The organism is Arthrobacter sp. zg-Y1171 (assembly GCF_025244845.1).
GTDB lineage: Bacteria > Actinomycetota > Actinomycetes > Actinomycetales > Micrococcaceae > Arthrobacter_B.
The window spans coordinates 1,908,163-1,927,929 of sequence record NZ_CP104264.1 but is presented as its reverse complement, the minus strand read 5'-3'; the positions used below and the strand labels follow the sequence as shown (position 1 = coordinate 1,927,929).

The following is a 19,767-nucleotide window of genomic DNA, read 5'->3' as shown; positions in this document are numbered from 1 at the left end:
GCCGTCCTCATGCTGGAAGACGGCCGCACCTTCCGCGGGCGTGCCTACGGTGCGCAGGGAACGGCCCTGGGCGAAGCGGTGTTTGCCACCGGCATGACCGGCTACCAGGAGACCATCACCGACCCCTCCTATGCCCGGCAGCTCGTGGTCCAGACGGCCCCGCATATCGGCAACACCGGAGTCAACGGCGACGACGCCGAGTCCCGGCGGATCTGGGTGGCCGGGTACATCGTGCGCGACGCCGCCCGCCGCCCCTCGAGCTGGCGTTCCGAATCCACCCTGGACGAGCAGCTGGCGGATCAGGGCGTCGTCGGCATCTCCGGCGTCGACACCCGCGCCGTGACCCGGCACCTGCGCGAACGCGGGGCCATGAAGGCCGGGATTTTCTCCGGGCCCGACGCCGAACGCCCCGACAGCGAACTGCTCGCCGAGGTCCGTGCCCAGCAGGGTATGGAGGGCGCACGGCTGGCCGAAGAGGTCAGCGTGGACGAAACCTACCTCATTGACCCGGCAGACCACGGCTGGGCCGGCGACCCGCTGTTCACCGTTGCCGCCATCGACCTGGGCATCAAGTCCATGACCCCGGTGCGCCTGGCCGAGCGCGGCATCCGCACGTATGTGCTGCCCGCCGCCTCCACCTTCGAGGACATCAAAGCCCTGGGCGCCGACGGCGTGTTTATGTCCAACGGCCCCGGCGACCCGGCCACCGCCGATGTCCAGGTGGACCTGCTGCGCGAAGTGCTGGATGCCCGCATTCCGTTCTTCGGGATCTGCTTCGGCAACCAGATCCTCGGGCGTGCCCTGGGCTTCGGCACCTACAAGCTGCGCTACGGGCACCGCGGGATCAACCAGCCCGTCCTGGACCGGCGGACCGGCAAGGTGGAAATCACCAGCCAGAACCACGGATTCGCCGTCGACGCCCCGCTGGACGGCCCCGTCACTGCACCGGAAGCCCGCTACGGCCGGGTGGAGGTCAGCCACGTCAGCCTGAACGACGACGTCGTCGAGGGCCTCGCCTGCCTCGACCTCCCCGCCTTCTCGGTCCAGTACCACCCCGAGGCTGCCGCCGGACCGCACGACTCCGCCTACCTCTTTGACCGCTTCGTCGAGCTTATGGCAGCCAGCAAGAGCAAGGAAAGCATCTAATGCCCCGCAGAACCGACCTCAAGTCCGTCCTGGTCATCGGCTCCGGCCCGATCGTCATCGGCCAGGCCGCGGAATTCGACTACTCCGGCACGCAGGCCCTGCGGGTGCTCAAGGAGGAGGGCCTGCGGGTCATCCTCGTGAACTCCAACCCGGCCACCATCATGACCGACCCGGAGTTCGCCGACGCCACGTACGTGGAACCGATCACCCCGGAGATGGTCGAGAAGATCATCGCCAAGGAACGGCCCGACGCAATCCTGCCCACCCTCGGCGGGCAGACGGCCCTGAACACCGCCATCGCCCTGGACAAGAGCGGCGCGCTGGAGAAGTACAACGTGGAACTGATCGGCGCGAACATCGCCGCGATCGAACTCGGCGAGGACCGCGAGAAGTTCAAGGGCGTCGTCGAGCGCTGCGGTGCCGAATCTGCGAAGTCGATCATCGTGCACAGCATGGATGAGGCCTTCGCCGCGGCCGACAAACTGGGCTACCCGATGGTGGTCCGGCCTTCCTTCACCATGGGCGGGCTCGGCTCCGGCCTGGCTTACAACGCCGAGGACCTGCGCCGCATTGCCGGGGCCGGCATCCAGTACAGCCCCACCTCCGAGGTTCTGCTTGAAGAGAGCATCCTGGGCTGGAAGGAATACGAACTGGAGATGATGCGGGATAAGAACGACAACGTGGTTGTCGTCTGTTCCATCGAGAATTTCGATCCGGTGGGCGTGCACACCGGAGACTCCATCACCGTGGCCCCCGCCATGACCCTGACCGACCGCGAGTACCAGAAGCTGCGCAACATCGCGATCGCCGTCATCCGCGAGGTAGGCGTGGACACCGGCGGCTGCAACATCCAGTTCGCCATCGAGCCGGACACCGGCCGCGTGGTGGTCATTGAAATGAACCCGCGCGTCTCCCGCTCCTCGGCGCTGGCGTCCAAGGCCACCGGCTTCGCCATCGCCAAGATCGCCACGAAGCTTTCCCTCGGCTACACCCTGGACGAGATTCCGAACGACATCACCAAGAAGACGCCGGCGTCGTTCGAGCCCACCCTCGACTACGTCGTGGTGAAGGTCCCGCGGTTCGCTTTCGAGAAGTTCCCGGCCGCGGATCCCACGCTGACCACCACCATGAAGTCGGTAGGCGAGGCCATGGCGATCGGCCGCAACTTCACCGAAGCCCTGCAGAAGGCACTGCGTTCCCTGGAGCAGAAGGGCGCCTCGCTGTCCTTCGACCCGGTGGACGCAGCCGACGTGCCCGGACTCATTGAGGCGTCGCGGCGGCCCACCACCGCCCGGCTGCAGCAGGTGCAGCAGGCGCTGCTGGGCGGTGCCTCCATCGAGGAGCTCTTCGAAGCCACCGGTATCGACCCCTGGTACCTGGACCAGTTGGTGCTCATCAACGAAACCGCCGAGCAGATCCGTGCCACGCCGTCGGTCAACGAGGACATCCTGCGCCTGGCCAAGCGGCACGGCTTCTCCGACGAGCAGATCGGCGCGCTGACCAACACCCCCGAAGCAGTGGTGCGCGGCGTCCGGCACGCCCTGAACGTACGCCCGGTCTTCAAGACCGTGGACACCTGCGCCGCCGAATTCGCCGCGTACACGCCGTACCACTACTCCTCCTATGACGAGGAGGACGAGGTGGCCGAGCATGCCAAGCCGTCCATCATCATCCTTGGCTCCGGGCCGAACCGGATCGGGCAGGGCATCGAGTTCGACTACTCCTGCGTCCACGCGACCATGGCACTGCGCGAAGCCGGCCACGAGACCGTGATGATCAACTGCAACCCGGAAACCGTGTCCACCGACTACGACATCTCCGACCGGCTCTACTTCGAGCCGCTGACCCTGGAGGATGTCCTGGAGGTCATCGCCGCGGAGCAGCGCACCGGCGGCGTCCTGGGTGTTTTCGTCCAGCTCGGCGGGCAGACGCCGCTGAAGCTGGCACAGGCCCTGGCCGACGCCGGCGTGCCCATCCTGGGCACCTCGCCCGCCGCAATCGACCTGGCCGAACACCGCGGTGCGTTCCAGCAGGTGCTGGACGAGGGCGGGCTCACCGCCCCCAAGAACGGCACGGCCGTGTCCTTCGAGGACGCCAAGCGGGTGGCGGACGAGATCGGCTACCCCGTCCTGGTCCGCCCGTCCTATGTCCTGGGCGGCCGCGGCATGGAGATCGTCTATGACGAAGCGAATCTCTCCCGCTACATCACCAACGCCACCGAGATCACCCCGGACCACCCCGTCCTGGTGGACCGGTTCCTGGAAGACGCCATCGAGATCGACGTCGATGCGCTCTTCGACGGCACCGACCTCTACGTGGGCGGAATCATGGAGCACATCGAGGAGGCCGGCATCCATTCGGGCGACTCCGCCTGCGTGCTGCCGCCCATCACCTTCGGCACCGACGTGATCGACCGGGTCCGCGAGGCCACCCGGGTGATCTCCGCCGGCGTCGGCGTCCGCGGGCTGATCAACATCCAGTTCGCCCTGGCCTCGGACATCCTCTACGTCATCGAAGCCAACCCGCGTGCCTCCCGCACCGTGCCGTTCGTGTCCAAGGCCACCGGCGTCCAGCTGGCCAAGGCCGCGGCTCTCATCGGCACCGGCGCCAGCATCGCAGAGCTGCGGGCCGCCGGGAAGCTGACCGCCGTCGGCGACGGCTCCACCCTGCCGCTGGACGCCCCGGTGGCCGTGAAGGAAGCGGTGCTGCCGTTCAGCCGGTTCAGGACCCCCGAGGGCACCGTGGTGGACTCTCTCCTGGGCCCGGAAATGCGGTCCACCGGTGAGGTCATGGGCATCGACAAGTACTTCGACACCGCCTTCGCCAAGTCACAGGCCGCCGCGAACAGTGCCCTGCCCACCGCCGGCAAGGTCTTCGTATCGGTGGCGAACCGGGACAAGCGCTCGATCATCATGCCGGTGAAGCGGATGAGCGACCTCGGCTTCGAGATCCTCTCCACCGGCGGCACGGCTGAGGTGCTGCGCCGCAACGGCATTGCCGCCACGGTGGTGCGCAAGGTCGCCGAGGGTGCCGGACCGGACGGCGAAGGGACCGTCGTGGACCTGATCACCGCCGGCGAGATCAACCTGGTGGTCAACACGCCTTCCGGCGGCCAGGCCCGCGGCGACGGATACGAAATCCGGGCCGCGGCAACGTCCATCGGCTGCCCGGTGGTCACCACCGTCTCCGAGTTCGGTGCCGCCGTGCAGGCGATCGACGCGATGCGCTCCTACGAATGGGACGTGACTTCCCTGCAGGAACACGCCGCCCGGTTGAAGGCAGCCGGTGCCTGAGGAACGTCCCGCTTTCGGTGCGCGGCTGCGCGCGGCCATGGACCGCCGCGGGCAGCTGTGCGTCGGCATCGATCCGCACCCCGAACTGCTGGCCCAGTGGGGCCTGAACGACGACGTCGCCGGGCTCGAACGTTTTTCCCTCACCGTCCTCGCGGCGGTGGGGGAGCAGGTTGCGGCCGTGAAGCCACAGGTGGCGCTGTACGAACGCCACGGATCCGCCGGGCTGGCGGTCCTGGAACGCCTGCTGCAGGAGTGTTCGGACGCCGGCGTGCTCAGTATCGCCGACGCCAAGCGCGGGGACATCGGCTCCACGATGGCAGCCTATGCGGACGCGTGGCTGCGGGACGGTTCGCCGCTGGCGGCCGACGCCGTGACGCTCAGTCCGTATCTCGGGTTCGGGTCCCTGCGGCCCGCCCTGGACCTTGCGGCTGCCACCGGACGCGGTGTATTTGTCCTGGCACTCACGTCAAACCCGGAAGGGGCGTCCGTTCAGCACGTCGGCGCCGGGGGAGCGGAACGGTCCGTGGCTGCCCGGATCGTGGACGCGGCAGCGGCGGAAAATGCCGGCCCGGGAGGTGGTTCCGGGACGGAACTGGGCTCCGTGGGACTTGTGGTCGGCGCGACCGTCGGCACGGCACTGGCAGATCTGGAGATCGACCTTGCCGCCTCGCGGGCACCGCTGCTCGCTCCGGGCCTGGGCGCCCAGGGGGCAACCGCCGCCGACCTGCGCGGAACCTTCGCTGCGGCGTACCCCAATGTCCTGGCCACCTCCAGCCGCGGCATCCTGCGGGCCGGCCCCGACCCCCGGGGCCTCCTCGACGCAGCACTGCGGACCGGATCGGAGCTGGCATCCGTACGCTAGGGGAGCGGCGTCTGCGAATCGGGTTCCATTGCAATTGGGCTTCGATTGCGGATAGGTTCGGAGCTACCAGCAGAGCCGCTGACAGCGGTGTGTCTTCGTCCGGGAGCGTCTCTTGAACCTCAAGCCACTGACAGAAGCCGAGCGTACGCTCGCCCGCGAAAAGGCCACCGCGGCCCGGGCAGTCCGTGCGGAGGTCAAGTCACGTATCAAGTCCGGTGATCTCAGCATCGAGGAAGTCATCCTGTCCCGTTCCGGCGAGGAAGCGGTTGGCCGGCTGAAGGTCATGGACCTGCTGCGCGCCCTGCCTGGTGTCGGGGAGCGCCGCGCAGCTGGAATAATGGCTACGGTAGGTATTGCGCCCACCCGCCGGGTCCGGGGGTTGGGCGTGCATCAGCGCAAGGCGCTGATAGACCTGCTGGCGAGCCATTAGGCTCAGGAGGCCCGCAATAACAACGAGTGAATGAGGTTTACGTGTCGCAACCGCGGCTGACAGTTCTGGCAGGTCCAACCGCAGTTGGCAAGGGCACTGTATCCACCTATATCCGGGACAACTATCCCGAGGTCTGGCTTTCCGTCTCGGCCACCACCCGTGCCCCCCGTCCGGGTGAAGAAGACGGCGTACATTACTTCTTCGTCAGCGCCGAAGAGTTCGACGCCATGATTGAGCAGGACCAGATGCTCGAGTGGGCAGTGGTCCACGGACGCAACCGCTATGGAACCCTGCGCCGCACCGTGGAAGCAGCCATGGCCGAGGGCCGCAGCGTATTGCTGGAGATCGATCTCCAGGGTGCGCGGCAGGTCAAGAAGTCCATGCCGGAGGCGAATTTCGTGTTCCTGGCCCCGCCTACCTGGGACGAAATGGTGCGGCGATTGGTCGGGCGCGGAACCGAAACGCCCGAAGAGCAGCAGCAACGGCTGGAAACCGCTAAACTGGAACTTGCTGCCGAGTCCGAGTTCGATCACACCGTCATTAATGATGACGTCCAGCGGGCTGCAGCTGAGCTTGTATCACTCATGGGAATCAGTCCGCGCACGCGCTGACAAACCGCGAATCCCGTTCAAGAATTTTGGAGAACCCTGTGTCTGAAGGCATCATCAACCCGCCGATCGACGACCTGCTCGAAGCCGCCGATTCCAAGTACGCGCTGGTCATCTACGGTGCCAAGCGCGCCCGCCAGATCAACGCCTACTACTCCCAGCTGCACGAGGGCCTGTTCGAGTACGTCGGCCCGCTGGTGGAAACCAAGCTGAACGAAAAGCCGCTGTCCATCGCCCTGCGCGAGATCAACGACGGCATGCTCGTGGTGCGCCCGAACGAGAACGCCGAGTAAAGCTCAGCGACCACAAGGGGGAAGGCAGCAGCGTGCGCATAGTCCTGGGCGTCGGCGGCGGAATCGCCGCGTACAAGGCCGCGTCGCTGCTGCGGCTTTTCACCGAGGCCGGGCACAACGTCACCGTTGTCCCCACCGAATCCTCCAAGCAGTTCGTCGGTGTTGCAACGTGGAAGGCGCTCTCCGGCAACCCCGTCTCCTCCTCCGTCTTCGACGAAGTGGAGAAGGTCAACCATGTGCGGCTCGGACACGAAGCGGATCTGATCGTGGTGGCCCCGGCCACTGCGGACCTGCTGGCCCGGGCTGCCGCCGGCCAGGCAAACGACCTGCTCACCAATACCCTGCTGATGGCCCGCGGGCCGGTGGTTTTCGCCCCGGCCATGCATACCGAAATGTGGATGCATCCCGCGACCACCGCCAACGTCGCCACCCTGCGCAGCCGGGGTGCCGTGGTGCTGGAACCGGGCATCGGGCGGCTGACGGGCAAGGACACCGGTCCCGGCCGCCTGCCGGAACCGGAAGCCATCTTCACCGCCGCACTGGCCGCCGTGGAAGCTGACAGCGTCGAAGCTGACAGCAGCGAGGCCGCAAACACCGCAGCCGCTCCCGGCGATCTGGCCGGCACCACCGTCACCATCACCGCCGGAGGCACCCGCGAACCGCTGGACCCGGTACGGTTCCTCGGCAACCGCTCCTCAGGAAAGCAGGGGACCGCGCTGGCCGAAGCGGCGCTGGCGGCCGGCGCCCGGGTGCGGCTCATCGCGGCGCACATGGATGTTCCGGCGCCGAGCGGCGTCGAGCTTGTCCGCGTCGAAACAGCCCTCGAACTCCGTACCGCCGTGCACGCGGCCGCCGCGGATTCCGACGTCGTGATCATGGCCGCCGCGGTCGCGGATTTCCGCCCGTCACAGGTGGTGGACACCAAAATCAAGAAGCGCGACGACGAAGCGGATCCCGTGATCACCCTCGTCCGCAATCCCGACATCCTGCAGGAACTGGTCCAGGCGCGCGAAGCAGCCGGAGCGGGCACCCCGAAACTCATTGTCGGTTTCGCCGCCGAAACCGGAGATGCCAGCTCCGATGTGCTCGAATACGGGCGCAAGAAGCTTGCCCGGAAGGGCTGCGACCTGCTGGTCCTCAACCGGGTCGGCAAATCCCTGGTCTTCGGCCAGGACGACACCGAGGTGAGGATTCTCTCACCGGCAGACGCCGCAGAGGATGCAGGCGAAAGCGCAGCCGGCACCAAAGCCGACGTGTCGGCACGCATCATCGCGCGGATTTCCGCCGAGCTCGCCGCACGCGCCGCCTGAGGCCGCGCACCCTGCACGTGCTTCGATGGTCGGTGCGGCCCGGTAGAGTAAATCCCGTGACTTTTTCCGATACATCATCCCCCTCCAAGCCGCAGTCCAACCTGCGCCTTTTCACCTCGGAATCCGTCACTGAGGGCCACCCGGACAAAATCTGTGACCAGATCAGTGACGCAATCCTCGACGGCCTGCTCAAGGTCGATCCCGAGTCCCGGGTAGCCGTTGAAACCCTGGTGACCACAGGCCTGGTGCACGTCGCAGGAGAAGTGACCACCGAGGGTTACGTTGAGATCCCGCAGCTGGTCCGCGACACCATCCTGGACATCGGCTACGATTCCTCGGCAAACGGCTTCGACGGCGCCCGCTGCGGCGTGTCCGTATCCATCGGCCAGCAGTCCCCGGAAATCGCTTCAGGTGTGTTCAACTCCCTGGAGAACCGGACCGGCAAGGTTGTTGACCCCTATGACGCCCAGGGCGCGGGGGACCAGGGCATCATGTTCGGCTACGCCAGCGACGAGACCTCGGTGCTGATGCCCACGCCCATCTGGCTGGCCCACCGCCTCTCCGAACGCCTCACCACCGTCCGCAAGGACGGCACCCTCCCGTACCTTCGTCCGGACGGCAAGACCCAGGTCACCGTGGGGTACGACGGCGACCGGCCGGTTTCCGTGGACTCCGTGGTTGTCTCCACCCAGCACGCCGCGGAGCTGGACCTGGAACAGCTGCGGGCCGACATGGTCGAGTACGTGGTGAACCCCGTCCTGGCCGGCACCGACCTGGACATTTCCGACGTCAAGCACATCATCAACCCCGGCGGACCCTTCGTCATTGGCGGTCCCGTCGGCGATGCCGGCCTCACCGGCCGCAAGATCATCGTTGACACCTACGGTGGATTCGCCCGCCACGGCGGCGGTGCGTTCAGCGGCAAGGACCCGAGCAAGGTGGACCGTTCCGCGGCCTACGCCATGCGCTGGGTAGCCAAGAACGTGGTTGCCGCCGGCCTGGCCCGGCGTGCGGAAATCCAGATTGCCTACGCCATCGGGATGGCCCGCCCCGTAGGCATCTACGTGGAAACCTTCGGTACCGAGACGGTGGACCCGGCCCGGATTGCCGACGCCGTGCAGGAAGTCTTCGACCTGCGTCCGCTGGGCATCATCAACGGCCTGGACCTCAAGCGTCCCATCTACCAGCGGACTGCCGCCCACGGCCACTTCGGCCGTGAGGACGAAGGTTTCACCTGGGAGCGCAAGGACAAGGTCGAGGACCTCCGCAGCTACTTCAACGTGTAGCCGGCCATGGCCGCCGACGACACTACCGAGGCCGTGCAGCTTTCCCTGCTGCACGGCTTCACGCCGTCGGCAAAACCGGTAGGCAAGTCCCAGCCGGCTTCCGCCCTGCCGATTGCCCGTGTCCTGCTGGATTCCCCGCTGCCGCACCTGGACCGGCCCTTTGACTACCTGGTCCCCGCAGACCTCGACGCCGACGCTGTGCCCGGCGCCCGGGTCAAGGTGCGGTTCGGCGGCCAGGAACTCCCTGGATTTATCACTGAACGGGCGGCCGAAGCGGACACCACCGCCCGGTTGATGCCGCTGGGGAAGGTAATCTCCCCGCAGCCCGTGCTTTCGCCGCAGATCCTGCGCCTGGCCGAGGCCGTTGCAGCACGCTACGCCGGAACCGTCCATGACGTGCTGCGGGTGGCGATTCCGCCGCGTGCGGCGAGGGTGGAGAAGGAATTCACTCCGGAAGCGCGGGCGGCATCAGCTGGGGCTGGCGCCGGGATTGACGCCGGTGCCGGTGCCGGTGCCGGCGCCGATTCGGCAGCGGCAGACACCGTACCCGGACCGGAAGGGGCCGGAGCCAACCCGCTGGCACGCTATCCGCACGGACCGCGGTTCCTGACCCATCTGGCCGCGGGCCACCGCCCCCGCGCCGTGCTCTCCTCGCTCGGCGGTTACGGCGCGAAGGACTGGCCTGCCGAAATTGCCGAAGCTGTGCGCTCCACGCTGCTCTCCGGGCGGGGCGCCGTCGTCGTCGTTCCCGACAATAAGGACCTCTCGCGGGTGCAGTCGGCGCTTACTGCCCGGATCGGTGCAGACTCCTTTGTGCGGTTGACGGCCGACGACGGACCCACTCCGCGCTACCGCAGTTTCCTCCAGTTGCTGCACGGCGATGTCCGTGTGGCCATCGGGACCCGTTCGGCCGCTTATGCGCCGGTGCGGGATCTTGGGCTGGCCGTGATCTGGGACGACGCCGATGATCTGCACGCCGAACAGCGGGCCCCCTACCAGCACGCCCGCGACGTCCTTCTGCTGCGTGCCGAACTGGAAGACGCAGCCCTGCTCCTGGCGTCGCATTCGCGGAGCACTGAGGCGCAGCGGCTGGTTGCCAGCGGCTGGGCAGCCGGTATAGCGGCCGACCGTTCAACCGTCCGGGCGCATGCCCCGCGGGTGGTCAGCACTACCGATTCCTTCACGATGGAACGCGACCCCTTGGCTGCCCGTGCCCGGATACCGCACGCCGCGTGGAAGGCGGCGCAGGACGGACTGACGCGCGGACCGGTGCTGGTCCAGGTGGCCCGGACCGGTTTCTCGCCGGCGTTGTCCTGCCAGGAATGCCGGGAACCCGCCCGGTGCCGCAACTGCTCCGGCCCCTTGGGCCTTGCCAGCAGGAACGGTATTCCGGCATGCCGCTGGTGCGGGCGGCCGGAGCCTATGTGGCATTGCGGCAACTGCGGAGGAACCCAGCTGCGGGGCTCCACCGCCGGTGCCGGGCGCACCGCCGAGGAGCTGGGCCGTGCGTTCCCCTCCACCACAGTGATTTCTTCCGCCGGCGACCACATCCGGACCGAGATTCCGGACACTCCGGCACTGGTCGTCGCCACCCCCGGCGCCGAGCCCGTAGCTCCGGGTGGCTACGCCGCAGCCATTCTGCTGGACGGCAATGCGATGCTGTCCCGCGAATCACTGCGCGCAGGGGAGGACACCCTGCGCCGCTGGTTTACGGCGGCATCGCTGGTCCGGCCGGCAACGGAAAAAGGCCTCGTGGTTGTCACGGCTGATGATTCGGCAACGGTTGGCCATCTGCTCCGTTGGGACCCGGCGTCGGCGGCGGAACGCGAACTGGAGCTGCGGCGCGAGCTGGGTTTGCCGCCGGCCGTGCGGTATGCCGAACTGACCGGGTCGCGGGAGGGCCTTGACGCGTTTATTACGCGGCTCGAGCTGCCTGAGGGTGTCCGGACCGTGGGGCCGGCGCCGCTTGCACCCGCAGTTGCCCCGCCGTCGGGGAACGCCCAGCAACGGGACAGCAAGTCCCCGGACGGCCAGTTGGGCGGCGCCGGCGGACGCTACCGGACACTCCTGTTTTTCCCCTACGCTGCGGCCCCCGCGATTACGGCGGCGCTTCGTTCAACCAAGGCTGCTGCCTCTGCCCGCCGGACGGGCGATCCCGTCTACATTCGAGTGGACGGAACCGACGTTCTTTAGGGCCTGGCGTCCTGCGACTGGTTCCAGCTGCAGTCCTTGCTTACAACAACTCGTGTTCCTGCAGCTGGTTCTTGCTTACAGCAGCTCGAACAGCACGGCGCAGGCGCCAAGCAGGGAAAGCAAAGCCAGTTGGGCCGCGCCGCCCAACCGGGACAACCGCCCCAACAGTCCACGGGGTACTCCGTGGATCATCCGGTACCGATGATTGACAGTGGGCAGCTTCACTGCTGCGTCCCCTTTCCCAGCCCCCGGGCCTGGCGGCTGCAGCTGTGTGTGCCCACCCACTTGCCCGGGCCGATCCGTTTCAAGGCGTACATTTCCCAGTATCCCGCCCCGCGGAAAGCGGAATTGACCGGAATCGGGGTGAAGTTTGCCACTGGGTGTGCACCTGTGGCGGGTACAACGAAGGGCTCCGGATTTCCGGAGCCCTTCGTTGCAGAAAATGGAGTCAGGAATTAGGCCCCAACGGTTTCCCGGCTGGTACCTTCGACTGCGCTGTTTCCTTCGACTGCACCGTTTCCTTCGACGGTTTCGCCGTTGATAGCGGAAGCTTCCGTTGAGGTTTGGACGGCGATCTTGCGGGGCTTGGCCCGCTCAACCACCGGGATGATGACACTGAGGACACCGTTCTCGTACTGGGCCGAAATCTGTTCAGTGTCGATCCCCTGGCCGAGGTTGAGCTGGCGCAGGAAGGAACCGCTTTCCCGTTCGCGGGTGAGCCACTTGACCCCGTCCGTGTTCTGCAGCGTGCGCTGGGCCCGGATGGTCAGCAGCTGGCCGTCGACGTCAATGTCGATGGATCCGGGATCGATCCCGGGGAGATCTGCTGCGAGGATGTACTGGTCGCCTTGCCGGTAGAGGTCCATGGGCATGCCGCGCAGGGTTCCTTCGCCACGCAGTGCCTGAGCCATGCGGTCCAGTTCCTGGAACGGATCAAACTTCATAGCCATGGTGGTACCAACTCCTTCAACATAATCGCTTTTTCAGCGGTGCCGAGATTCAGTTCCAAAGTTGAGTCGGTGACGCTCAACTTGCGAAAATGAGATTAGCACTCTCAAGGGGCGAGTGCCAACTACTTTTTCCGGTGTTGAATTTGTTCTCTTAGCGGTTGCCTCCGCGACCCGTCCGCACTGCTGCCAGGCGTGCCAGCTCCTGGACGTCGCCCGGGGTGCCGCGCCATGGAGCCCCGTGTCCGGGGAGCACCCAGTTGGCCTCGATGCCGGCCAGCCGGTTCAGGGAATGCAGGGCTAACGCAGGGTCATCAGTGAACGGTGCGGGCCGAATGCCCGTCCGCCCTGTCAGCACGTCGCGGGTGGTGAGTGCATCCCCGACAAAGACCGCATCCGCGGCCGGCACATACACGGCAATGCTGCCCGGGGAGTGCCCCGGCAGGGTTATGACCTGCGGTTCACCCGGCAGCGGGAGAACGGCACCGTCCGCCACCTCGGAGACCTCGGTGAGGTACGTGGTTCGCCAACCCCGCTTGCGCACCGCGTAGGCGAAGAACCGGACCACGGGACCCGGCCGCATGGGGCCCATCGCAGGCTTTGGCTTCTTGCCGCCGCGAGCACGATCTGCATCCTCGGAGTGGACGAAGACAGGCACGTTCCGGGTCCGGCGCAGTCTTTCGGCAAAGCCGATGTGGTCACTGTCCCCGTGCGTCAGGACCACCCCGCGTATGTCGTCCAGGGTTCGGCCCATGGCCTTCAGTTCAGCGAGCAGATCCTTCCAGTGCCCGGGGAGTCCGGTATCGATCACGGTAATCCCGTCCTCCGTGTCCACCAGATAAGCGGCCACAATGTCGTTGCCGATGCGGTGCAGGTGCGGTCCAAGCTTCACTGGTACTCCTTCTCATGGGCAGGCAGTTGGCCGATCCGTGCGTGCTGATTTGGCGGCACCAGCTGATGTGCTGCCATAAGCTGATTGGCCGCCACTATAGCCATGTGCTTCCAGCAGTGGCAGTCCTCCAGGGGCCGCCTTCAGGCTGCCCAAACAAAATCCGCTATGCATGCTTCAACGGGGGAGTGCAGGGAACGCTCTGGGGAACGCGCCAGGGGAAGTTCCGGGTGGAATGGCCGGTGCGCCGGCTGCGGCATTGTTCCGCGCGGTGCCGTCCCGGGCAGGGGCGGAGCGGTGGAACGATACGTGTGGCCGGTCGGCGTCGTCGTGTTCACCGTGTGTCCGGCGGGTGCCGTGCCTGCCGTGCCTGCCGTGTCCGCCGTGTCTCTGGTTCCGGTGTTGATGCCGGCATCTGCTGCGGGCACCGGACTGCTTATTCGGACTGGTTCAGCGGTCCACCCCGGCGCTTCCTTGGCATGGTTGCACGCCTCGCATAGCCCCTGCCCGTTGGCAGCATTTGTGGGTCCGCCGCGGTTGTGAGGGCGAATATGGTCCAGATGGCGGATTGGTGCTCCGCACCAGGGCATTCGGCAGGTGGTGTCCCGGGCCGCGATGAATCGTGCCAGCGATTTGGGAAACAGTCGTGCCCGGGAGTCCATTGCCACCAGTTCTCCGGTATCGGGAGCCGCGTAGAGCCTCCGGATCCAGCGTTCCTCGTGCTTGTCGGGCCCGCCCACGGCCTGGTCCTTGGCCCGGCCCCGGTTGCTCCGGCCCCGCCTGCTCCGGGCCAGGCTGCTCCGGCGTCGAACCAGATCCCGAGCCCATTGCGCCGGAACCGGGCCATACCCGGGCACTAGCACCGGTTCGGAATCGCCTGCCAGCAAAGTCCGGTCGGTCATTACCAGCTGGATCTCCACCTTCAACGAGCCGGCATCTCCCTGCCCGGTGACCCGTTCCACCAGGGTGTCGGCCATGATCTGGCCTCGCCCCCTTGCGTCGCCGGCGGCGCGTAGCCGGTCAGCCTCGCGTGAAAGGGCTGCGTAGACGCCCACCCCCTGCGCGACGGGCAGTAATCCGGTCAGGTATGTCATGGTGTCCGGCGCCGGACGGCAGGAAACAAACCGTTCGGATGCTGCTTTCGCGGCACGGTTCACTGCCCCCCGTGGGTCCAACCGGTATGCGGCAGCCTTGGCGCGGGCGATGATTTGCCGGTCACCCAGGGACTCCAAGAGGCCGGTATCACCTGCCACTTCTTCATCCACTAGCCTGCGGTCCTGAAGGGAGAGGCAAGCTGTCTCGCGCACCAGGAGGGTGGCCCGCCATTCGCTGATCTTCCCCAGGGACAAGGCCCGCATTGTGTACGGCATTTCCGCGGTAAGGACTTTTGCAAGACCGAGCAGCCGTCCGCCCTTGTTGGCGGATTCCCGCCGGGCCAGAGCGATCTGTGAAGCTACCCCTCGCCCAAGATCTTCCTTCCGAAGTCCGGCATGTTCCTGCTTGCGCCGCTGCGAGGCATCGAATGCCGCTGAGATCCGTGCCTGCGCGGCGGCAGCTGCACCCTTCAGTTCCTCCAGGGCGCGGAGTTGGTCGATCAGTTCCGCATCCGAGACGATTTCCGAAACTGAACCCTCCGGCGTGTGGCCGGAGGTGGGCCCGGAATCTGCGGCCAAGTACTCCACCCAGGCGTCGAACACTGCGGATTGGACCTCCAGCGGCCCCCTCCGATGATGATCAGCCGACGGCGAGTATTCGAACATGTGTTCGAGTTTAGCCTTCGTTCGGACTGCCTAAAAGGGCAAAACTACGCGACCCTATACCTGTTTTTTTGATCGGACACTGTGCGTTTGGCCTCGCGGGAACCGCGCAGATTGCGGGGGGCAAACGGCGCTGCGGAGCGCGCTGCGCCAGTAGGTGCCCGGGGATAAACGTTGCCCGGGTCGTTTCCAGGTCGGCCACAGCCCAAGCAAAGCAGTGCCGGCCTCTCCGTGCAGCCCGCCATGCGGTGATCAACCGCCGAAGCAAGCAGCGGGCAACCGGACATCCACTGACGCGGCAAAAACAGGTTGTGCACAATTGAATTGTGCCCTACGGTGGGTCCATGAACGAATCCCTACAGCGGCAGGTGTGCTTCTCGCTGTACTCCGCCTCCCGGGCGGCCACGGCCCTCTATCGTCCGATGCTTGAAGAGATGGGGCTGACCTACCCGCAGTACCTGGTGATGTCGCTGCTCTGGGAGAAGGACGCACAAAGCGTCCGGGACCTGGGGGAGGCGCTGGACCTGGATTCCGGCACGCTTTCACCGCTGCTCAAGCGGCTGGAGGCAGCGGACCTGGTGCAGCGCCGTCGCGCCGTCGAGGACGAAAGGCGCGTCCGTATCCACCTCACGGCTGCCGGCCGCGCGCTCGAACATGACGCGAGGAACCTGCCGGACCGGCTCGCAGCCTCCGCCGGACTGGCACCGCAGGACCTGGAAAGCCTGCAGGACACCCTCGCCAAGGTCACTGCCGCACTGCGGCAGGCCGTGGCGAAGTAAATACCGACCATCAACCCCGACAGTAAGGTTCATTCCATGAGCAGTTACCCCGAAACCGGCCGCGAAATCCAGCTTGCTTCCCGCCCCGAAGGGTGGCCGACGGAGAAGAACTTCCGCCTGGCGGAGGTGCCGGTACCCGAGCTGCAGGAGGGCCAGGTCCTGGTCCGCAACCTGCACATGTCCGTTGACCCGTACATGCGCGGCCGGATGAATGACGCCAAGTCCTATGTTCCGCCGTTCCAGCTTGACGCTCCGCTGGAGGGCGGCGCCGTCGGTGAAGTCGTGGAGTCACGCTCACCGGACCACAAGCCGGGGGACAAGGTACTGCACGGCCTCGGCTGGCGCGACTATGCCGTCCTTGACGGGCGCCGTGCCCGCATCATCGATACGGAGGCTGCTCCGGCCAGCGCGTACCTCGGGGTGCTGGGCATGACCGGCCAGACAGCCTATGCCGGCCTGACCAAGGTGGCGGAGTTCAAGGAAGGCGACGTCGTCTTCGTTTCGGGTGCCGCGGGCGCCGTGGGTTCGCTGGTCGGGCAGATCGCCAAGGCCATGGGTGCCAAGAAGGTCATCGGCAGTGCCGGTTCCGCCGAAAAGGTCCAGCGGCTGCTGGACCTGGGCTTCGACGAGGCGTTCAACTACCACGACGGTCCGGTGAAGGATTCGCTGAAGAAGGCCGCCGGTGCCGACGGCATTGACGTCTACTTCGACAACGTGGGCGGCGAGCACCTCGAAGCGGCCCTTTCGGTAATGAACAAGTTCGGCCGGATCGCCATGTGCGGTGCCATCTCGCAGTACAACGATGCACCCGTGGGCCCGCGGAACCTGGCCATTGCCATCGGCAAGGAAATCACCCTCCGGGGCTTCCTCGTGGGCAGCTACAACCAGTACGCCGACGAGTTTGCCTCCCTGATGACCAGCTGGCTGCAGGAAGGCCTGGTCCGTTACGACGAGACGTTCGTGGACGGGCTCGAAAACTCCCCGCAGGCCTTCATTGACCTGATGAAGGGCGCCAATAAGGGCAAAATGATCGTGAACCTGGGCAAGTAAGGATCAACGACGACGGCGGCGGCCGGGGAACAGGCGGACAGCCTCCCCGGCCGCTTCCATGAGCTGGTCGGCAGAGGCCGCCCAGCTGTAGTCGGCGGCCCGCTGCACGCCGGCGTCGGACGCCTTCTGCCAGCGCCCCGGTTCGCCCAGCTGCCGGACGGCGTCCGCGAAGGCCGACGGATCCTCCGGATCCACCAGCAGCGCCGCACCGCCGGAGACCTCGCGGAAAATCGGAATGTCGCTGGCGACCACCGGGGTGCCCACGGCCATTGCCTCAATCACCGGCAGCCCGTAGCCCTCGGCTTGTGACAGGGTCACCAAGGCCGTGGTGCGGCGCAGCAGGCCGTCATACTCCTCATCGGTCACGCCGTTGTGGAACGTTACGCGCGCACCCGCGGGAATCAGCGCTTCAAGCTCGCTTCGCCGTGCATCGGAAATCCGGCTCAGCAGGTGCAGGGCGTAATCCGGCAGGTATTCCATGCCGCGGATGATGGTCTCCACGTTCTTGTACGGCATGAAGGACCCCATATACAGCAGCGACGCCTCGGCTCCCGCGTCCGGGTCCCGCGGCACGGCACACTCCTGGGGTGCGTTGGCCACTATCCGGACGGGCCGTTTGGTCAACCGGTGGCGGGACATCAGCTCCCGCGTCGTCCCGCTGATGGTGGCAACGACGTCGGCCCGGTCCAGCAGCAGCCGCTGCGGCCAGTAGGCCAGGTGGTACAGCCGCCACAGCCAGCGCACCGCCGCCGGAAGGAACGACGGCGGCGTCGGGTTCGAGTAATAGATCAGGTCATGCAGGGTCAGGATCAGCGGATACTTCCGGCCCCAGCTGCCCATGGTCTGCATCGGGCAGAAAACCGCATCGGCGCCGAGTCGGTTGATCCGGAAAGCCACAAACAGCTCGGCGGGGGAAAGCGGGCTGTTGATCTTCACCCACGGCAGGTCCGGGAGCAGTCCCAGCTGGCGTTCGTCCGAAATCAGCATCACGACGTCGGCCTGCCTGGCCGCCGCCTCGATCAGGCTCGCGCCGTAGCGGCTGATGCCGTCATGGTGGTCGGTGCGGGTAAACCGGGCGTCTACGGCCAGGCGCATCCTCATATATGCCTCCGGGACAGGAAGTCCTCGATCGTATCGGCTGCCTCAGCCGGCTTTTCGTAATGCACCAGATGGCCCACGCCGGGCAGTATCTGCAGTTCGGCGTCGGGAATCAGCTCGGCAAGCAGGCGCTGCCCCCGCACCGATCCGAGGTCGTCCTGTTCCGCGGCGATAAGCAGCACGGGCATGGAAAGCTGCCCGGCGACGTCGCGCACCGTGGCCGAAATGGAGGCCCGGAAGGCATCCAGGACCACCCGGCGGTTGGCGAAGGCACTGAAGTACGCATCGTGCTGGGCATGGATCCAGCGGCGCAGGCCCGGATCCTTTGTCTTTGCCATCAGCATGCTCATGCCCCGCACGATCAGCGGGCTGCGCAGCAGCGCCATGCCGGGTTTTTCCGGCAGTGCGGCCGCCAGCCGGTAGTAGAGTTCAGCCGCCTTGCTGGTGATCCCCTTGGGACCCTCCAGCGCAGGCTCGCAGATGGGGTTCACGAGCACCAGCTCACTGATCAGTTCCGGTGACTGAGCCGCAAGGTGCGCGGCAATAATGGAGCCGAAGGAATGGCCGAGCAGGACCGTGTCCGGGCCCAAGCCCAGGTCGGCCAGTGCTTCGCGGACAAATGCGGTGTAGGCGGGGACATCGTGCGTGCCGGGAAGGGCGGCACCGGCGCCGAAGCCGGGAAGGTCGGGCACCAGGACGCGGTGCCGGGGGAGCGCTTCGACAATCCGCAGCAGTCCATGGTGGTCGCCGCGGAAGCCGTGGACCATGAAGATCGGCGGCAGGCCGGCGTCGTCCTCCGCGACCGGCGCGAAGTCCCGGCAGACCTGCTCGGTACCGTCCACCGAAAAGGACCGCACGGCGGCCTTGCGCAGGAAAGGCGCAGGGGCGCCCGACGGCGTCGACGCACTCCGCGCTGCAGTGCCGGACATTCAGTTCACCTCGTCGGGATGCGATCCGGACCGCTGGCCCCGGTCCAGTCCGTTCAACGCCGTCCGGTGATCGCCGGTCAGCTCGAAGGAGTACAGGTCCAGGTTGCCGGCAATCCGCTCCGGACTGCTGGCCTTGGGGATAACGATGTTGCCGAGGTCCAGGTGCCAGCGGAGGATCACCTGCGCGGGGGTGCGGCCGAGCTCGGCCGCAATCCGCACAACCACCGGGTCCGCGAGGACTGCACCGCGGCCCAGCGGGCTCCACGCGGCCGTGCGGATTCCGAGCCGCTGGTGCAGCTGCCGCAGTTCCTCCTGCGCCAGCCAGGGATGCAGTTCAATCTGGTTTACCGCCGGGACAATTCCGGTCGCGTCCAGCAGCTGCCGCAGATGGCCGGGCTGGAAATTTGAGACGCCGATGGCACGGACCCGGCCCGCGGCGTAGAGCTCCTCCAACGCCCGGTACGTGTCGACGAACTGTCCCCGCTGCGGGCACGGCCAGTGGATGAGGTACAGATCCAAGTAGTCCAGGCCCAGCCGGGAGAGGGACGCGTCAAAGGCACGCAGAGTGGAGTCGTAGCCCTGGTCTGTGTTCCAGACCTTCGAGGTGACGAAGATGTCGCTGCGGTCGACGCCGTTCGCGCGGGTGAAGGTGTTCACGGCCTCGCCCACCCCGGCTTCATTGCCGTAGAGGGCGGCCGTGTCGAGGTGCCGGTAGCCCGCCCCGAGTGCCTCCAGGCAGAGCCGGGCGGCGTCGTCGGCCGGGATCTTGTAGGTACCGAAGCCGACCTGATCCATCAGGACGCCGTTATTGAGCGGAATTCGAGCTGCAGGCTGCATATGACGACTTTACCGAGGTGCGGGCACCGTACCGAATCGCGCGCTGACTACCTGTTTTGC

General features: G+C 66.5%; 18 protein-coding genes. 11 read left to right on the top strand and 7 right to left on the bottom strand.

Annotation, left to right across the window (positions count from 1 at the left end; all coding sequences use genetic code 11):
- Positions 1 to 9 precede the first annotated feature (9 nt).
- The 9 genes from carA (at position 10) to N2L00_RS08945 (ending at position 11,421) form a co-directional block, all read left to right on the top strand.
- Positions 10 to 1,146 carry a glutamine-hydrolyzing carbamoyl-phosphate synthase small subunit gene (gene carA / locus N2L00_RS08985; RefSeq protein ID WP_255863300.1) on the top strand — a complete coding sequence of 379 codons (1,137 nt, stop codon included), beginning with the start codon at positions 10 to 12 and terminating at the stop codon, positions 1,144 to 1,146.
- Positions 1,146 to 4,439, top strand: coding sequence for a carbamoyl-phosphate synthase large subunit (gene carB, locus N2L00_RS08980; protein ID WP_255862947.1), 3,294 nt, complete (start codon positions 1,146 to 1,148; stop codon positions 4,437 to 4,439). The genes carA and carB overlap by 1 nt, the downstream gene beginning before the upstream one ends.
- Entirely contained in the window at positions 4,432 to 5,301 is an 870-nt protein-coding gene (gene pyrF / locus N2L00_RS08975; protein WP_255862948.1) for an orotidine-5'-phosphate decarboxylase, read from the top strand. The genes carB and pyrF overlap by 8 nt, the downstream gene beginning before the upstream one ends.
- Positions 5,302 to 5,413: 112 nt before the next feature.
- Positions 5,414 to 5,731: an integration host factor, actinobacterial type gene (gene mihF / locus N2L00_RS08970; RefSeq protein WP_227921382.1), complete on the top strand. Its 318-nt coding sequence runs from the start codon at positions 5,414 to 5,416 to the stop codon at positions 5,729 to 5,731.
- Positions 5,732 to 5,772: 41 nt separating this feature from the next.
- Positions 5,773 to 6,342 carry a guanylate kinase gene (gene gmk / locus N2L00_RS08965; RefSeq protein WP_255766313.1) on the top strand — a complete coding sequence of 190 codons (570 nt, stop codon included), beginning with the start codon at positions 5,773 to 5,775 and terminating at the stop codon, positions 6,340 to 6,342.
- Positions 6,343 to 6,368: 26 nt separating this feature from the next.
- Entirely contained in the window at positions 6,369 to 6,632 is a 264-nt protein-coding gene (rpoZ, locus tag N2L00_RS08960) for a DNA-directed RNA polymerase subunit omega (RefSeq protein WP_227921386.1), read from the top strand.
- A 32-nt stretch (positions 6,633 to 6,664) separates the two neighbouring features.
- Entirely contained in the window at positions 6,665 to 7,942 is a 1,278-nt protein-coding gene (coaBC, locus tag N2L00_RS08955) for a bifunctional phosphopantothenoylcysteine decarboxylase/phosphopantothenate--cysteine ligase CoaBC (protein ID WP_255862949.1), read from the top strand.
- Positions 7,943 to 7,998: 56 nt separating this feature from the next.
- A complete protein-coding gene (gene metK / locus N2L00_RS08950; RefSeq protein WP_255766311.1) occupies positions 7,999 to 9,228 on the top strand; it encodes a methionine adenosyltransferase in 1,230 nt (409 codons plus the stop codon).
- Positions 9,229 to 9,234: 6 nt separating this feature from the next.
- The gene (locus tag N2L00_RS08945; RefSeq protein ID WP_255862950.1) at positions 9,235 to 11,421 is read left to right on the top strand and encodes a primosomal protein N'; all 2,187 of its coding nucleotides are present in this window, start codon (positions 9,235 to 9,237) and stop codon (positions 11,419 to 11,421) included.
- Between the two features lie 75 nt (positions 11,422 to 11,496).
- On the opposite strand, the gene N2L00_RS08940 is transcribed toward N2L00_RS08945, so the two are convergent.
- From N2L00_RS08940 to N2L00_RS08925, 4 genes are all read right to left on the bottom strand, one after another.
- The gene (locus N2L00_RS08940; RefSeq protein WP_255862951.1) at positions 11,497 to 11,646 is read right to left on the bottom strand and encodes a hypothetical protein; all 150 of its coding nucleotides are present in this window, start codon (positions 11,644 to 11,646) and stop codon (positions 11,497 to 11,499) included.
- A 230-nt stretch (positions 11,647 to 11,876) separates the two neighbouring features.
- Positions 11,877 to 12,371, bottom strand: coding sequence for an Hsp20/alpha crystallin family protein (locus N2L00_RS08935; RefSeq protein ID WP_255766308.1), 495 nt, complete (start codon positions 12,369 to 12,371; stop codon positions 11,877 to 11,879).
- Between the two features lie 151 nt (positions 12,372 to 12,522).
- Positions 12,523 to 13,260, bottom strand: coding sequence for an MBL fold metallo-hydrolase (locus tag N2L00_RS08930; protein ID WP_255862952.1), 738 nt, complete (start codon positions 13,258 to 13,260; stop codon positions 12,523 to 12,525).
- A 140-nt stretch (positions 13,261 to 13,400) separates the two neighbouring features.
- Positions 13,401 to 15,017, bottom strand: coding sequence for an HNH endonuclease signature motif containing protein (locus tag N2L00_RS08925; RefSeq protein WP_255862953.1), 1,617 nt, complete (start codon positions 15,015 to 15,017; stop codon positions 13,401 to 13,403).
- Positions 15,018 to 15,358: 341 nt separating this feature from the next.
- On the opposite strand from N2L00_RS08925, the gene N2L00_RS08920 reads away from it, so the two are divergent.
- On the top strand, positions 15,359 to 15,793 hold the full coding sequence (locus N2L00_RS08920; RefSeq protein ID WP_255862954.1) for a MarR family winged helix-turn-helix transcriptional regulator: 435 nt from the start codon (positions 15,359 to 15,361) through the stop codon (positions 15,791 to 15,793).
- Between the two features lie 36 nt (positions 15,794 to 15,829).
- Entirely contained in the window at positions 15,830 to 16,843 is a 1,014-nt protein-coding gene (locus tag N2L00_RS08915) for an NADP-dependent oxidoreductase (protein WP_255862955.1), read from the top strand.
- 3 nt (positions 16,844 to 16,846) lie between these two features.
- Here the strand turns inward: N2L00_RS08915 and N2L00_RS08910 are convergent, their stop codons facing one another.
- Genes N2L00_RS08910 through N2L00_RS08900 form a run of 3 tightly spaced genes read right to left on the bottom strand, consistent with a single transcriptional unit; the run spans position 16,847 to position 19,707 of the window.
- Positions 16,847 to 17,938: a glycosyltransferase family 1 protein gene (locus N2L00_RS08910; protein WP_255863301.1), complete on the bottom strand. Its 1,092-nt coding sequence runs from the start codon at positions 17,936 to 17,938 to the stop codon at positions 16,847 to 16,849.
- Positions 17,939 to 17,940: 2 nt separating this feature from the next.
- The gene (locus N2L00_RS08905; RefSeq protein WP_255862956.1) at positions 17,941 to 18,870 is read right to left on the bottom strand and encodes an alpha/beta fold hydrolase; all 930 of its coding nucleotides are present in this window, start codon (positions 18,868 to 18,870) and stop codon (positions 17,941 to 17,943) included.
- Positions 18,871 to 19,707, bottom strand: coding sequence for an aldo/keto reductase (locus N2L00_RS08900; RefSeq protein ID WP_255862957.1), 837 nt, complete (start codon positions 19,705 to 19,707; stop codon positions 18,871 to 18,873).
- Positions 19,708 to 19,767: the final 60 nt, after the last annotated feature.